Origin of the sequence: Halobacteriovorax sp. JY17 (assembly GCF_002753895.1) — a bacterium.
In the GTDB taxonomy this organism is placed as follows: Bacteria; Bdellovibrionota; Bacteriovoracia; order Bacteriovoracales; family Bacteriovoracaceae; genus Halobacteriovorax.
In genome coordinates this window covers 602,630-619,042 of record NZ_NJER01000001.1, presented here as the reverse complement: position 1 = coordinate 619,042, position 16,413 = coordinate 602,630, and the positions used below count along the sequence as shown (strand labels likewise).

The 16,413-nt window shown below is 37.1% G+C and carries 12 protein-coding genes; 7 read left to right on the top strand and 5 right to left on the bottom strand.

The features are described from left to right. The first annotated feature begins 7 nt into the window (after positions 1–7). Positions 8–727, top strand: coding sequence for an ABC transporter ATP-binding protein (locus CES88_RS02825; protein ID WP_290730664.1), 720 nt, complete (start codon positions 8–10; stop codon positions 725–727). Here the strand turns inward: CES88_RS02825 and CES88_RS02820 are convergent. Beyond that, on the bottom strand, positions 724–1,875 hold the full coding sequence (locus CES88_RS02820; RefSeq protein ID WP_290730663.1) for a methionine aminotransferase: 1,152 nt from the start codon (positions 1,873–1,875) through the stop codon (positions 724–726). The genes CES88_RS02825 and CES88_RS02820 overlap by 4 nt on opposite strands. Positions 1,876–1,946: 71 nt before the next feature. Further along, a complete protein-coding gene (locus CES88_RS02815) occupies positions 1,947–5,249 on the bottom strand; it encodes a DUF3011 domain-containing protein (protein WP_290730660.1) in 3,303 nt (1,100 codons plus the stop codon). Positions 5,250–5,388: 139 nt separating this feature from the next. Here CES88_RS02815 and CES88_RS02810 point away from each other — a divergent pair, with 139 nt between their 5' ends. Then, positions 5,389–7,923 (top strand): hypothetical protein, encoded by a 2,535-nt coding sequence (locus CES88_RS02810; RefSeq protein ID WP_290730657.1) that lies wholly within the window; start codon positions 5,389–5,391, stop codon positions 7,921–7,923. On the opposite strand, the gene CES88_RS02805 is transcribed toward CES88_RS02810, so the two are convergent. Next, positions 7,907–8,122: a hypothetical protein gene (locus tag CES88_RS02805; protein WP_290730655.1), complete on the bottom strand. Its 216-nt coding sequence runs from the start codon at positions 8,120–8,122 to the stop codon at positions 7,907–7,909. The two genes, CES88_RS02810 and CES88_RS02805, sit on opposite strands and share 17 nt — an antisense overlap. Positions 8,123–8,296: 174 nt before the next feature. Here CES88_RS02805 and lysS point away from each other — a divergent pair, with 174 nt between their 5' ends. Further along, positions 8,297–9,880: a lysine--tRNA ligase gene (gene lysS / locus CES88_RS02800; RefSeq protein ID WP_290730653.1), complete on the top strand. Its 1,584-nt coding sequence runs from the start codon at positions 8,297–8,299 to the stop codon at positions 9,878–9,880. A 36-nt stretch (positions 9,881–9,916) separates the two neighbouring features. Here lysS and CES88_RS02795 read toward each other — a convergent pair whose 3' ends face one another. After that, complete coding sequence (locus CES88_RS02795; RefSeq protein ID WP_290730650.1) at positions 9,917–11,866, bottom strand: BCCT family transporter; 1,950 nt, start codon at positions 11,864–11,866, stop codon at positions 9,917–9,919. Between the two features lie 369 nt (positions 11,867–12,235). Between CES88_RS02795 and CES88_RS02790 the strand changes: the two genes are divergently transcribed. The 4 genes from CES88_RS02790 to CES88_RS02775 all read left to right on the top strand — a co-directional run bounded on the left by CES88_RS02790 (position 12,236) and on the right by CES88_RS02775 (position 15,435). Then, complete coding sequence (locus CES88_RS02790) at positions 12,236–12,853, top strand: hypothetical protein (protein WP_290730647.1); 618 nt, start codon at positions 12,236–12,238, stop codon at positions 12,851–12,853. Positions 12,854–13,001: 148 nt separating this feature from the next. Further along, on the top strand, positions 13,002–13,541 hold the full coding sequence (locus tag CES88_RS02785) for an inorganic diphosphatase (RefSeq protein WP_365992771.1): 540 nt from the start codon (positions 13,002–13,004) through the stop codon (positions 13,539–13,541). A gap of 122 nt (positions 13,542–13,663) precedes the next feature. Continuing rightward, positions 13,664–14,986 carry an aminopeptidase P N-terminal domain-containing protein gene (locus tag CES88_RS02780; RefSeq protein ID WP_290730640.1) on the top strand — a complete coding sequence of 441 codons (1,323 nt, stop codon included), beginning with the start codon at positions 13,664–13,666 and terminating at the stop codon, positions 14,984–14,986. Then, entirely contained in the window at positions 14,956–15,435 is a 480-nt protein-coding gene (locus CES88_RS02775; protein WP_290730637.1) for a hypothetical protein, read from the top strand. Before CES88_RS02780 ends, CES88_RS02775 begins: the two co-directional genes overlap by 31 nt. Here CES88_RS02775 and CES88_RS02770 read toward each other — a convergent pair whose 3' ends face one another. Next, entirely contained in the window at positions 15,436–16,413 is a 978-nt protein-coding gene (locus CES88_RS02770) for a polyprenyl synthetase family protein (RefSeq protein ID WP_290730635.1), read from the bottom strand. It lies immediately after the preceding gene.

Below are 16,413 nucleotides of genomic sequence, written 5' to 3'. Positions count from 1 at the left end.
CTAAGTTATGAGTAAAGAAGTATTATTAGAAGTAAGAGATATGCATGTTCACTACGGTGCCATTCATGCCATCCACGGAATTAATTTAAAAGTACACAAAGGTGAAATCGTCACAATTCTAGGTTCTAATGGAGCCGGAAAGACAACCAGTCTTCACACTATATCAGGACTTCTAAAACCGAGTCAGGGAGAAATTCTCTACAAAGGAAATAGAATTGATGGTATCAAGGCCAATAAAATTGTAGGCCTTGGTGTTGCTCACTCTCCTGAAGGAAGAATGGTCTTTCCAGATTTAACGGTTAAAGAAAACCTAGAAATGGGGGCCTTTCTTAGAAGAGATACTGAAAAAATAAAAGCTGACTATGAGTATATGTATGCACTCTTTCCAAAACTTAAGGAGAGATCAGCGCAATTTGCGGGAACTCTTTCAGGTGGAGAGCAACAGATGTTAGCTATCGCTCGCGCTTATATGTCAGCACCAGATCTTCTCTTACTAGATGAGCCATCTCTTGGAATCGCTCCAATCCTAGTGCAAGCAATATTCGATGCGATTGTTGATTTAAATAAGCATGGAATGACTATTCTTCTAGTTGAACAAAATGCTTACGCCTCACTTAAAATTGCCCATAGAGGATACGTTCTCACCACTGGGGAAATCTTTATGGAAGGACCTGCAAGTGAGCTAATTACCAATGAAGAAATTCAAAAGGCCTACCTAGGTCACTAAATAGCATTCAAGATTTCAAGGGCCCGAGCAAGGGTCTCTTGATCTTTTGCAAAGCAAACTCTTACAATTTTCTGATCTTTAGGTGGGCTCTCATAGAATCCGGAGATAGGAATTGTGGCCATCCCATGATCAGAAATAAGCTTCATACAGAAATCAAAATCAGAGAGATCTGAAATAGCACTATAATCTAAGAGACAGAAATAAGTTCCCTTAGGGTTTAAAACTTTAAATCTGGATTCTTTTAAACCATTTACAAAGAAGTCTCTCTTTTCCTGGTAAAATTTTCCAAGCTCTAAGAAGTTTTCCACTTTCTCACTAAGATAGTCTGCGATGGCCATTTGAGCGGCGGTAAAAGTTGAAAAAGTAAAGTACTGATGAAGCTTTCTGATTTCATTACTTAACTCAGGATTTGCGATAGCGTATCCCACTTTCCAGCCCGTCATATGACAAGACTTACCAAAACTATACACACTAATGAGTCTCTCTCTCAGAGCTTCGATTGAACGTGGATTAAAGTGGTTTACACCTCCAAAGAAAATTCCCTCATAAACTTCATCGCTTAGAATAAAAATATTCTCTTCTTCTATAATTTTTGAAAGTTCTTGCCAGTCTGTTTTTGAAAGAGAGCTCCCTGTTGGATTATGGGGAGAATTTACAATGATCATTTTTGTCTTGTCGCTAATGGCCTCTTTAATTTTAGAAAATGGGAGAACGAATTCTTCCCCAACTAAATTCAACCTCTTTGCGATTCCACCGGCCAGCTCAATTGCAGGAACATAGCTATCATAACTTGGATCAAAGACGATGACTTCATCACCTTCTTCAATAAGAGCTAAAATTGTACAGGTTAAGGCCTCAGTTGCACCAGAAGTAATCGTCACCTCTAAGTCAGGATTCACAGCTAATTTATACTTCGCTTTAAAGTACTGACTAATACTTTCTCTTAAACTCTGAACGCCAATCATGGGTGCATATTGATTCTTCCCCTCTTCGATATAGTGACAGATGCGCTCTTTTAAAAAGTTATCCCCATCAAAGTCAGGAAAGCCTTGTCCTAGATTAAGTGCGCCCTCAGCATTTGCCTTGGCCGTTATAGTTGAAAAGATTGTCTGACCTACACGAGGAAGTTTTGAGTTAAATTTTATCATGAAATGATTTTAGAGAATTTTTATGAATAAGACAAAAAAGAAAAGCCCCGAAGGGCCTTTCATTATACTTTCTATTCCTGTTTCTTTCTTTCAAGTAGAACGGGATAAGCGGATTTAATATAACGCTTAGTCACTCTATCAAATAAACTATCTCCATCATTTGGCTCATACTTCTTATCATCAATATTATCTAAAATATCTTGATTTCCTGAACCTGAATTTCCAGAGTAATTCATTCCACTACCACTTCCACCATTTGAACCTGAACCATGGCCACCTCTATTTGATCCCGATGATCCTGAATTTCCAAATCCACCATAGTTTGCAGAGCTACCACTTGAGCTTCCCCAGTTGACTCCAGAATTTGGATCTACTTTCTTTTCGTCTTCACCTCTATTAGAGTTTCCAAGAGCAGAATTATTAGATGAACCAGAATTCAATCCACTTCCACTACTAAGCCCTGGAGAGAGAGAAGCAAAGGCGTTGGCCTTATTCTTCAATTGATCACCAAACGCCGCGTCTAGAGAGTTCTTATACGCTGCTAGAGCATTATCTTTCTTGTATTTAATTCTCTTATCAATAAGTTTTGAAATCCTTGCGGCCTCTTGCTTTTTAAGAGCACTTAAATTACTTCCAGAATTTGAATCGTTTAAATTAGCTCCCGCTCCGCCATCTTTTCTTCCAAAGAGATTATCCATAAATGATCCAGCTGTTGCCGATCCAAACTTACTAGACATGGCCCCTAGAAGAGTTCCACTTACATTCTTTATGAATCCAGTGTCTTCTCCCTTAGAAGTTGCAGCAGTATTGGCCCCTCCAATAAGTCTAGAGTCTAAGCCTAAATTCACATCAAGATCAGCAACATTCTTATCGTGCTTGGCACTTACATCTACTAGACAGCTTTCATTCTTTTCATAGACAGCAGAAATTAGATCGTAATAGGCCTTTGCTACACCTGTAATCTGTAACATTCTAAGAGGCTCTATCGCCTTACCAATTGGAACCCTAACTTCATAGTCATCTTGTTTTTCACAGTATAGTGGAAGTCCACCAGCAAGAGATCCCTCTTTTGTTTTCTTTAGATAGTCTCCATTTGAAATAAGACTATTTTCACGAAGAGGAACTTCATGGGAATACTTTCTAAAGAGCTCAAGAGTCTTGTAATACTCTCTCTGATTCTCATCATCAACACCCGCTAGACCTGCAGCTTTCATCATAGGATTAATTCTTTGAGCACCAGCTCTATAGTCAAAGTAGCTAGCGTAAACTCCAAGCTTATCTAATCCCTTCTTGTCATCACTATTATCATTAGTGAATTCAAATTTTCTATAAACAGAGTTTTCAAGAAGAAGCTTATTCACTTTAGCAAGTTTTGGAAGTGGCTTCCCACGAATAGTTAATGCCTTATATGGGTAGGCCGGATCATGTAGAAAATCTACAACTTCATCTTTTTTAATATCTCGAACAAGCCAATTATTCTCAGAACAATTTTCATTGTGGGCACAATACCAAACAGCATTTTGACCAGCATGAGAAGCTTTTTCTAAGTCAGCTTCATAGTTAGCAGTCATCTCTTTGATAGTAGTAATGTAGGCCTTTTGGTAAGTCTTAGTTAGTTGCTGATTTTTAAATGCAGCAGATTGCACGTCAAGACCTAAGAACATATTCTTCTCGACACCTTTATCATCTTCAGGTGTATTTTCTTTCTTATCAACCTTTAAAAGGTAGTTAATATAGGCCTTATACTGATCGGATGTATAGTCTTCTGCTGTTTTAAATTGTGCAAAAGCATTTTGATAGTCCGTTCTATATCTAACTACAGTATCGTGAAGTAATTTTGTGAGATCATATGTTGATTCTCTTGGTTCAACAACACTACTAGAATTAGATTCCTCACTTTCTGCAGTATCAACTTCAATAGAGCTAATTGCATCGCTCTTTCCATCAACAAGAGTAAAGAGATTTTCATAATTACCAAGTTCAAAGAAGTACTTATCCATTAGCTCAGTAATGTCATCACCTACCTTAGGGTTACATTCAGCTCCTGAGCGAATATTATTCGCCATACTCGCAATATTAACCTCATCAGCGAGCGCCGGAGGATCAAATGGAGCAACATTACAGGTCTTATCTTTTGGATCAAAGTAGAGACCATTACAACAAGTATCTTTTGACTCAGCTTTTTGACCAGCAAGGGTACAAAGTTTTCTCTGCCACTTAACCGTCACTTTAAAGAGTGCATTACACTGGTTTTGAGTTTCAATTCCCCAACCACCAGCAAGACCTTTATTTCTTGGATTATAATCAATCGCCGAACCATTTCCACCAGGATTACACTTAGCGGCCCCAAGCTTCTTAGATAGCTTAAGGTCATTAACGTAAGTAACTTCCTTCATTGGATCTGGCTCATTTGTAAGCTTCCCATTCTTATCTATTTTAAATGGAGTCACTTTACAAAATTGCTTTCCACCACTTTCATTCTCTTCACCATTACAAACCATTTCTAAAGTCTGTGTTCCACCATCAGGAATAAAGTCAGTGATATGTGGCTTAGGCGTACAAGTTGGTCTAAATCCACACTTTGGGTCTTTATACTGAATAGCAAAATCACCGTGACAAGAATTTGTTACCCAAATTGTATTATCGTCATTAATTCCGTAAGTACTTCCCTTTACACATGATGATCTTGATTTCTTTTGTAGAAGATATACATTTCCGATCTTTCTATTTTTAAAATCTTCTTGAGTGACGTCACACTCATTTCTAATATAGCAATATGAACGACACTCTAACTTAATATTCTTAGTCTGATCGTCGTAGTCACATCTATTAAGGATAGGATTTGATTTCTCTGAAAATTCATGTGCCTGAGTCATATATTGATAACACTGATATCTAAAGTCAGCCAGACAAGAGTCAGTCATAGAATCTTTACAACTCTTATCTGATAATTTAAGCCTATCAACACATTGATCCATTGTATAAAGAAGAAGGTCTTTCTCAGCAGGAGCCGCGTTATCACACTGCCCTTTCATATTAGATTCTTTCTTCCAAGTGAATCCATCATTAATACACTTACACTTTGTTTCTATAAGGTTCTCATAAGACTCGATTTCAGAAGGACTCATTGAATCCTCACCTGATTGCCCCATCTCATTTTGAATGGTGAACATAATACATCTTTCCATCAAAACTTCTTTTTGATCACCATTGAGCTTAGAAAGCTCATTTTTGTAATCAATTTGAGTTGCTGGATCGATGTAATTATCTAAAGGATCTATCTTCCCTTCACTCTTTGTATCAATCGGAGTGGTCTGCCCTAGAGCAGAGAGAGAAGTAAGTAACATAAGTAAGATTAGAAATTGCTTTTTCATAAAAACCACCCATAAAGGCATTAAACTATTAAAATATAGTAAAATTTTAACATTAGATTAATTTTGTTGGAACGACTTATCATTAGCAGTCATTTTTTTCCTCATTTTCCCAGTATAAACAATAGGTTATATTTATGCTATGAAAATAAAAAATATAAAATACGTGTCTTTAAAAATGGGCAGACGGGCCCTTCTATTAATTTCTCTAAGTAGTACTTGTTTAGCCGCTTCTGCTGATATCCACTTTCTCTGTGAGAATACTCAAGTAAAAAATGGAGTGATAAATTCTTTTCAAAAGAATCAGCTCATTAGTATATCTAGCCCCGGCCATTTCACAGAATTCATCTCTCAAGACCAAAGTTCACTTTATAATTACAAGAATGGAATCTGGACTTGGAACGAAGGATTACAAAGCTACTCGATTGATTTAAAGAAATTAAAAAGTTCTCTAAACCTTAAAAATTATTCTTATAAGCTTAGGTATCTTACTGAAGATAATTTAACAAAATTAGAATTCTCTCCTATCTTAATTTCTCCTAAAAAAGCTGAGAGAAATTTTCCGCTTATTTCCGTGGAGACAATTGATCCAAGGCTTCCTATTCATAGAACTTGGAGGCTTCCAAAGAATACGAAGGGAATAACAAGCGCTAATTACTATATCGAATACAATGACAAGTACTCTCTTTTAACGAGAATTATTCAAAGTTTAAATAGTGCTTTTTTAAAAAATACTATTAGTTGTAAGAGAGCTGAAGAAAAAATTCCACCGGTTCGAAAATTTGAAAAAGTCATAGATCTCACGAACTCCCCATCTAAATGGTCAGAGAGCCTCACTCCTTTAAAAGAAAGTATTCAACAAGAACTTATTGATTCTTACTTAGAAGGTAGTATCTCTAAGAATGAAATAACTAAACACCTCAACTTCTTTGAAGGAGCTCATCTATCAAAGAGACTTATCTTCACTAAAATTAAGCTCGAGAAAATAAGTAGTAAAGATAGAGTAGAAAAAATAAATGAACTAAAGACTATACTTAAAGGAAAACTTTCTTCAGCTAAGAATTCAAGAGTAAGGAGAATATTTTCAAAAGAAAAGAGGCAAGGTCTTGAACTTCTAAGCATACCTATTGACACAAGTAAATTTGCCGATCAAAGAGATGCTTTTAAGCCTAATAAATACCTAGATATGTCTATCATTTCAAACGTAGCTCTTAATAAGAAAGATGGAAACTACTTCTTCTATTTCTTTAACAATAAAGACAATGCTGAATTTGAAGTAGGGCCTTTTAAGTTTAGAGATATTTACTGGAAAAACTTTCAAAATAAACTCTCAAGCTGTACAGAAAAAGCGATGAGACACTTAAATGAATATGAGAGAAAGTCATTTGTTTTTACAAGATCAGAATCTCTTCCTATTTCTGATGAGCTCATTCTCTATGAGAGAAAATTTAAACAATATCCTTTAAATGAAATTATTATTACTAATAATTGTAGAGGCCCAGGAAATATTGAATTTGAATGGCCGGGAATTATGAAGACTTATTTTCAACTTCCAATCACAGTCATGAATCAAATCTACAAAGACATGAATGATGGCAAAGGAGATTTCTTTGAGCTAGGAGTTGAGAGTAGAACATCATCTTTCTATGCTGATATTTACGAAGATATTAACTACTCTCCGGGAATAAAGAATAAAGTCGTCTCTCTTTGGTCAAAGTTCTTTGACAAAGATTATAGATGGTTTGCAGTTAATGATTTCAGCAAAGCAACTGCAGATTGCTCTATTAGAAATATTGAAAGTGACCTCATAAAGAATTCCCTTAATTACCAGGAAGTTCCATTCACATACGAAATGGGAAGAATTGAATACGACCAATTTCCCGTAGAGACAAGAATGAAGTCTGGCTACAATAAAATTAAAACACCTCTAGTCTACGTCAAAACTCCTTGTAATGACCAAGAGGCAAAGGTCGCTCCTCCTAAGCACTTCTATCCACCAAAGCCCCACTACGATATGAATAGCCTTGAATACTGGAAGAAGAAGACCTGCTCTTTCACCCCAATTAACTTCTTTCACTACCAAGACTTATTAGACTATGAAGTTCACCTTTCTATGTTTGAAGTAGATGGCATCTACACTGGTCAAAACTGGGAGACAAATCTTCAACAAACTAATGAGCACGATCTTGCCCTTTTAAAGAATAAGAAAGTTAGACTTAAATTTGATTTTAAGAATGCCTATAGTTTTAAGAAGCTTCAAGTTGCTAGAGACGGAGAGCTTTTAAATATAAAATTAAGCGGTGATAGAAATATCAATCTCTCTATTGGAAATATTGACTTAAGTAAACTTAAAGATAGATCAAACCAAGAGGTCTTTACCAGTAAGTTTCGTCCTTGGGCCACAGATAAAGTAAAAGGAATTTATAAATTAATTGGAATTAATACTTTTGATCTAAGTTCTTATTACGTTGACTCACCAAGAAGTGAAATCGAAACATTTGCTATCTTTCACAACGACCAAGGAAGTCTTCTAAACCATCACTTGCCAGATATTGGAATTGAACAATGGTTTCTTAGACTTAATGGAGATAAATTAATACTTGATTTAATTTCCCACGAGAGAATTACTCCCGTGGCAAGACTAGAGGCAAAACTTCCTGCTAATTTTCTTCTTTAATGACTTTATACTCGGCTTCGAAAACATCTGACGACGAAGCCGTCTCTTTCCTTCTTTCACTTCTATAACGAGTTTCATTTTCAGAATAATTAGCTCCAGACGCTACTGGCCTCTTTTGAAAGTAACCTCTAAGAACAGACCTTATAAAAGTATACAGAAAGTAGAAGAATATTAATTTCAGTAAAAATTGAACTATCATATAAATCCTTTAAGCCCCATTAAACATAACCGGCCACCAATTAGTCAATTACAGTGAAAAAATTCTCAAAAGTACCTGATTTAGCCTAATTAGTGTCTTTTCGCCTTATGTTTAAGGTGGTAATATTTCCGCCAATGTCAATGTATGAAAAATAAAAAATGAGGAAATTACGCAATGAGTGATGATAATCAAAGACAACTTATTCACTGGGCCGATTTTACAGCGGACAGAATCATCAAGCAAAGAGGCGATAAAGAAGAGTACACTGTTGCAAGTGGGATTACTCCATCGGGTGTTGTTCACTTTGGAAACTTCCGAGAAGTTATCACAGTAGACTTTGTAGCGAGAGCTCTAAGAGACCGTGGAAAGAAAGTTCGATTTATTTTTAGTTGGGATGACTACGATACATTTAGAAAAGTTCCAATGAATCTTCCAAAGCAAGATGAACTCGCTGAATATCTCTTTAGACCAATTGTTGACACTCCAGATCCTTTTGAAGTTGCCGAGTCATACGCTGCTCACCATGAGCAAAACTTTGAAGCACAGCTTGAAAAAGTTGGTGTTTCTGTTGAGCCAATTTATCAAGCTAAGAAATATAGAGCTGGTGATTATAAATCACAGATCAAAAAAGCACTTGAGATGAAAGGTGATATTGCAGCCATCTTAAACCAATATAGATCAACTCCTTACGGTGATGAATATTATCCAATCTCAGTTTACTGTGAAAAATATCTAACCGATGAAACTGAAATTACTGGATGGGATGGAAATAACACAATCACTTATAAGCATAAGAAACACGATTACACGGGAACTATTGATCTTGAGACAACTGATAAAGTAAAACTTCCATGGCGTGTCGATTGGCCGATGCGTTGGGTTTACGAAAATGTAGATTTTGAGCCAGGTGGAAAAGATCACTCTTCACAGGGTGGATCTTATACAACAGCAAAAGATATCGTGAAGCTCTACGGCGGAGAAACTCCTGTCTATCTTCAATACGACTTTGTCTCTATTAAAGGTGCTGGCGGGAAAATGTCTTCTTCTAAAGGAAATCTTGTCACAGTCAATGACGTTCTAAAAGTTTACGAACCTGAAATGGTGAGATGGATTTTTGCGAGCTATAAATCAAATGTAGATTTCGCCGTTAGTTTTGATCTAGATGTTCTAAAAACTTATGAAGACTTTGATAGACAAGAGAGACTTGCCTTTGGTCTTGAAGCTGGAAATGAAAAGAAAGTAAATATGGCCAAGAGAGTTTATGAGCTTTCTCAAATTGGAGAGGCTCCTAAGACTTGCCCATTCCAGCCTTCATTTAGACACCTTTGTAATGTTCTTCAAATCAATGACGGAAATATTGATCAGGCAAAGAAGTACTACGAAGCTGAAATTAAAAATGACAGAGATGAGAGAAGATTTAACGAGAGAAGTCTTTGCGCACTTCACTGGTTAGAAAACTACGCTCCAGAAGAATTTAAATTTAAAATTAACTCTGATGTAAAAGACACTCAATGCGGCGACAAGCAGGCCCAATTCTTGAATAAGTTTTCTGAATTTATTTCTAATGAATGGGATTCAATTACAACAGATAAAGAGCTTCATGAGAAAATGTATGAAGTCATTCACTCTGTTGAAGTTGAGCCAAATGATGTCTTTCCTGTTATGTACGATAGATTGATTTCAAAAGAAAAAGGTCCAAAACTAGCGGGCTTTATTAGAACAATTGGTAAAGATAGAGTCTTAAAACTCTTTAAATAAGAAATAAAAAGGGGAGTCTAGCACTCCCCTTTTCTTTTATACTTTCTCGAAATTATTTACATGTAGAAAATGAAAATGCTTCTCATATTGAGTTATAGCATCTGCAATAATCTGCTCTTTTGAATATCCAAAGATATCGTAGTGCTGCCCACCAGAGAAGAGAAAAACTTCTGCTCTCCAATAAGACTTCTGACTCTCATCAATATAGTCAGGAGTCATAAACTCTCTAAGCCTAATCGAATAGTGAAAGTCTTCAACATTAAGATTCTTGATCGTTAAATCAACACTCTCATCTCCCCTATTCACTTCAACGATTTGGTCTTTATTTGAAAGCTCTTCTGCTAATTCCTCAATGGCCGGAAGTCCTATGTCTTTAATAAAGTTTCTAGCACTCTCTTCGGAGGGATGATCTATTAAAGTCTTTAGCCTATCCTTCCAGCCCATTGAAGCTTGTGTATATTGAATTGTTGTCGAATGATTTTGCACCGAACTCATCAAGAGATAATCTGCTCGAAGTGATTTTATAAAAGCAAAGAGCGCCACCATAATCATAAAAATCATCGGAAAGGCCGAGGCAATGGTCATTGTTTGAAGTGCACCTAGCCCACCGGCCAAGAGTAGTGTTGCGGCTACGACGCCCTCAAGAACTGCCCAGAAAATTCTCTGCCACACAGGAGGTTCTTCCTCTCCACCTGAAGCGAGGGTATCTATAACAAGAGAGCCTGAATCAGATGAACTAATAAAGAACGTCATCACAAGAAGAACTCCAAGTCCTGAGAGAAAAGTTGCCCCTGGTAAGTATTCAAAGAATTGAAAGAGAGCTACTGGAACATTTGTATTCACAGTTTCAATTAACTTATCGGCCTTTCCCTGAAGAGCAAGAGAGATCGCAGAATTTCCAAAAACAGACATCCAAAGAAATGTAAAAGCGGCCGGAACAAAGACGACGCCGACCATGAACTCTCTAATCGTTCTTCCTTTAGAAATTCTAGCAATAAACATTCCCACAAATGGTGACCATGAAATCCACCATCCCCAGTAGAGAAGTGTCCATCCGCCAATCCAAGATTCTTTCTTCTCATAGGCATAGAGATTAAATGTCTTATAAATAATATCTGAAAGATAGGCCCCAGTATTTTGAATATATGATTTTAATAAGAAGACCGTATCCCCTAGAATAATAACAGCAACGAGAAGAACTAGCGCCAGAAAGAGGTTTATATTTGATAATTTCTTAATTCCACCATCTAGGCCTAGGACTACAGAGATGGTTGCAAGAAGTGTAATCCCTGCTATCAGTGCCACTTGAATCATTCCCGTTTGCGGAAGATCAAAGAGATAGTGTAAACCTGCATTGACCTGAGTCACTCCATAACCTAGAGAGGTCGCAACACCAAACATCGTTCCAATAATAGCAAAGATGTCTACGCAATCTCCAAGAACACCATGAATTTTATCTCCAATAATTGGATAGAAAGCTGACCTTGGCAGAAGTGGTAACTCTTTTCTATAACAGAAGTAAGCAAGGATGACTCCAAGGGTTGCGTAAATTGCCCAGGCGTGAAGTCCCCAGTGAAAGAAAGTGATCTTCATCGCCTCTCTCGCCGCCTCTATAGTTTGTCCCTCCCCTACAGGAGGAGAACTAAAGTGCATCATAGGCTCGGCCACTCCAAAGAAGAGCAGTCCAATCCCCATTCCCGCACTAAAGAGCATGGCAAACCACGAGGTATTAGTGTACTCAGGCTCAGAGTGATCAGGCCCAAGCTTTATATCCCCCATTCTGCTAAACATTAGCCAGAGAGAGAAGAAGAGAATAATTCCCACAGAGAGAACATAGACCCAACTAGTATTAGTGATTAGCCAGTGTTGAATTCCTTTAAATAATTGCTCTATTCCCGAAGGCCAGATAGACCCACAGATTGTAATTAGCACAATAAAGACGGCCGAAGTGAGGAAGACCCTCTTATTCATCGTCGATTCATTCATTAAAACCTCAATATATTAATAATTTAGCTTATTTTCCCCATCGACTTCTACTGTAGAAAAACTAATTTTCTGGCTCATCTAATTTGATCAATTAGGGATAACCTAATGCATCAACAAAGATCATCGAAAAATTAAATAAAGTAAGAAAGATACCTTCTGTTCCAATCTGACCCTATGCGCACTTTGACACCAGTAATATTATTAACAACTTAGAAATTTTTCTCATTTCACAAAAAATGTGAAATCTTACATCTGACAAAAAAGTATTACATTTGTAAAAAAATAGCTCTTATTTACCGGCAACCGTTGCCACACGATCTCCAAGAAGAGAAAACATAAGTACGAAACAACCAAGAGGGAGAACTCAGAATGAAGAAAATCTTAATGGCACTTGTAACTTTATTGACTGTATCTAGCGTAAGCGCAGAAGTATGTACGGCGAAACTTGATCAACTAGACAGATTTGGCTCATACACAATTCAAACATTTGTGAAATTTGACTTCAATCAACAAAGAGCATGTAACGAAGCTCTACGCGATTGTAGGCAAGAGTTAAATGAAAGAAGAAGATGGGATAGAAATGCAAACCTTACTTGTTCCGTAGAAGGTAGAGGAAATGGAAATGGAAACCGAAACTGCTCTTATGATATGCAAAGACGAAATGGAGCTGTGATCGATACATTTAGTAGACAAAGCTGTAGAGCAGCAGAAGATGCTTGTATGAGAGACCTAATCCAGAGAAATAGAAATGGAAGAAACTTAAGAGCAAGATGTGTTCAGTCCTACTCAAGACCAACTCCTCCAACTAGAAATGTTACAAGATCTTGTACTGTTGATAGAAGAGGTGGACAAGGTAGAGTGAGAGACTCTCACACAGCGCAGGCCAGCGGTCGTCAAGGTTCTGGAGTTCTGGCAAAAGCTTGTCAAAAAGCGATGAATCAGTGTCAAAGAAACGTAATCAATAGACAATACTGTACTCAAAGATAATTCTAGATATTATATATCTGAAAAGGGCCCTTAATAGGGCCTTTTTTTGTGCATTGTCATGTAAAAAATCCAAGAAATGGCCTTCAAGAAATTTACTCTCTATGGATTTAGGTCTAGAATGGCGCAAATTTTAAAAAAGGTAGAAGTAATGAATCCATGGCATGATGTGTCTCTCGGGCAAGAAGGTCCGGCAATAGTAAATGCAATTATCGAAGTACCTCGTGGTGAGAAAACTAAGTACGAATTAGATAAGACAACTGGACTAATTAAAGTTGATAGAATTCTCTCAAGTGCAGTCCATTACCCAGCGAACTACGGGTTTATCCCAAGAACATATTGTGATGACAATGATCCTCTCGATGTTCTAGTTCTAGGTCAAGCTGTAGTTGTTCCTCTATGCCTAATGAGTGTTAAAATCATTGGAAATATGCATATGATCGACGGCGGAGAAGTAGATGATAAATTAATCGCTGTTCATGCTGACGATCCACAATTTAATGGATTCAACTCTATTAAAGATATTCCAGAGCACACTCTTAAAGAAATTAAACACTTCTTTGAGACTTATAAATCTCTAGAGAATAAGTCTGTTGAAGTAAATGACTTCACTGACCAAAAAGAGGCACTAGTTGTTCTTCAAAATGCAATTGATCTCTACAATAAAGAAGAAAAAAATCTAAAGAAATAATGATCAGGGCCTATTCACTAGGCCCTTTTTTTTTGCACAATCCCTCAATGAACCTACACTTTTCAAACAAATTTTGACCGAAGTACCTACACTGGCCTATAATAACGACTTAGGAGAAATAGATGGAATCAACAAATTATAAGAGTAGAAGAATTGCGACAATATCAAAATTAAAAGACGGTATTGCAATCCTTCCTGCGGCCACACATATGACAAGATCAAATGATACTGAATTTGATTTTCGCCAAAATTCAAATTTTAAATACCTCACAGGTAGCAGTGAGCCCGACTCAATTCTTGTTCTCACTCCTCATGGTATAAAGAAAGATCACCTCTTTGTTAGACCAAACGATCGTATGCAAGAAATTTGGGCAGGAAGAAGATTAGGTGTTGAGAAATCAAAAGATATTTTTGAAATGGACGAGACTTATTCCCTAGAAGACTTTGATAAAGTTCTTCCAGAACTCATGAAAGGACATAGTGAAATTTTCATTGACCTCCACAATAACGATACTCTCTTTAATAAAGTGAGAAAAATGGCAAATGGTCTTGATCCAAGAAATAGACTAAAAGTTCCAACACCAAAGGCCTATAGACACTTAAATACAATTATTGAAAAACAGAGATTAATCAAAGACCAAAATGAAATCTTAAATATGAAAAATGCAGCGGCAGCTACTAATAAAGCTCACCGAGCGGCAATGGCCATGGCCAGTACAGATCACACAGAGGCCGACATTCACAATACAATGAACTATCTCTTTAAGAAGCACGGAGCAAGTGGTGAGGCCTATGGGTCAATTGTTGCGTGTGGAGAGAATGGAACAATTCTTCACTACGTAGAAAACAATGCCAAACTTATTGATGGTGAAACCCTACTCATCGACGCAGGCAGTGAGTTCAATACTTACGCCAGCGATGTGACCAGAACTTTTCCAGTGAATGGAAAATTTTCAAAAACTCAAAGAGAGATTTATGAAATCGTTCTTCGCGCCATGAAAGCAAGCTTTTCAAAATGCTCTCCAGGACACACTCTTGAAGAAGTTCACATGGAGTCAGTGAAAGAATTATCCAAAGGACTTAAAGAGCTTGGAATTTTAAAAGAAAGCGTTGAAGAAATCATTGAAAAGAATCTCTATAAAGAGTTCTACCCACATGGAACTTCTCACTGGATAGGTCTTGATGTTCACGATCAAAACCCATACCTAGATAAAGACTTCAATGCCATAAAATTTGAAAAGGGAATGTGCTTCACAGTTGAACCTGGTCTCTACTTCCAAAGAGATAATCTAGATATCCCTGAGCACTTTAGAGGACTAGCGGTTAGAATTGAAGATGATATACTTATCACTGAAAACTCTCACGAAAATTTAACAGCAATGATTCCAAAAGAAATTAAAGAAGTGGAGGCCGCATGTCTAGAAGACTACAAGCAATTTCTTTAGTCTTAATTCTCATGCTGGCACAAAGTGTGTCAGCGGCCACTGATCATATCTTCTACAAGAGAGAGCACGACACCTGTCGCCTAAAGCTCTGGGATACTTTTGATTCAAAAGAAGACCTTAAGTACAAAGATGTCCTCATCGAATACTTAAAAGAAAAGAATTATAGTGTCTCTATATTAGAAGAGAATAGAAAGATCATTGCTGGCGATTACCACTTAAACTTCTCTTGGCTTAGAAGCGGTAGTAAAGTCTTCAAAGATTGTAGTGCTGAAATAAGAATGTACCAATCAAAAGTAGACCGAGCGAGAAAGAGCGATCCTCTTATTTTTGAAGATGCAAAACAGAGAAGTTTTCCAAGGCACACACCTTCTGGCGTGGAACGATGTAAGCGCGCGATCAAAGATGCCACGAGAGCTCTTCCACATTGTATTCTAGTTAAAAGAAAGTAATTAGTGACGTCTTTGAGTTAGATAATCAAAGATATAGAGAATAGGCTTCTTATTCTTAGAGAAGGCCTTTAACTCTTTCTCGGTTTGACAGAGATCTTTTTCGATTTCATCCAAAAGGTTTCTCGCACTTTCAATGTGCTTATTGGCCGCTTCTCTTACTACTTCTACGGCCTTTTCAATTTTCTCACCCGTATAGAGTTTAGAGAGAGACTCACCTTTTTGATATCTTTCAAATTCAGCAGGATGAAGACAGAGCCACTGAAAGATCACAGAATTTACAAGTTCATTATCTAAATCAAGATTGGCATCTTTTTGAGACTCACTAGAGAAATCCAGTGTATCATCCATTAATTGAAAGGCAATTCCTAGATCAATTCCCATCTGCTTAGACTTTTCAATTGTCGTGCGATCAAGATTTGCAATAATCGCCGGAGCGTAACAGCACCAACTCATAACAGAAGCAGTTTTCTTAATTGCTATTTCTTCAATAAGAGCACTCGTATACTTTCTCGTCTCAATTGCGTCTGATTGAATCCACTCACCTACAGCTAGATCTTGAATAACCTTGGCCATCTCGCCAACTAATTCTAAATTACCTGCACGAGTTAAATTAACAATCACATCAGAGAGTAAGTAATCTCCCGCAAGAACAGCTTTCTTATTAGAGGCCTGAATATTTATTGAAGGCACGCCACGTCTTGTCGTTGCATTGTCGATGACATCATCATGACTAAGGCTTGCCGCGTGTACTAATTCAATGGATTTTGCGTAAGGATCAAGAGTTTTAAAGTCCACACCATAGAGATTCCCCACAAGGTAAGTAAGTAGCGGACGCAGGCGTTTACCACCAACAAGTACGCTATTTTGAAGGAGCTCATTTATGGCCTTAGAGCAGTTATCAGAAGATATATTTAGGTCCATATCTTTGACATGCTTCAAGGTCTTTAATGGAATGGTCGATAAAAAGTCTTGTAACAT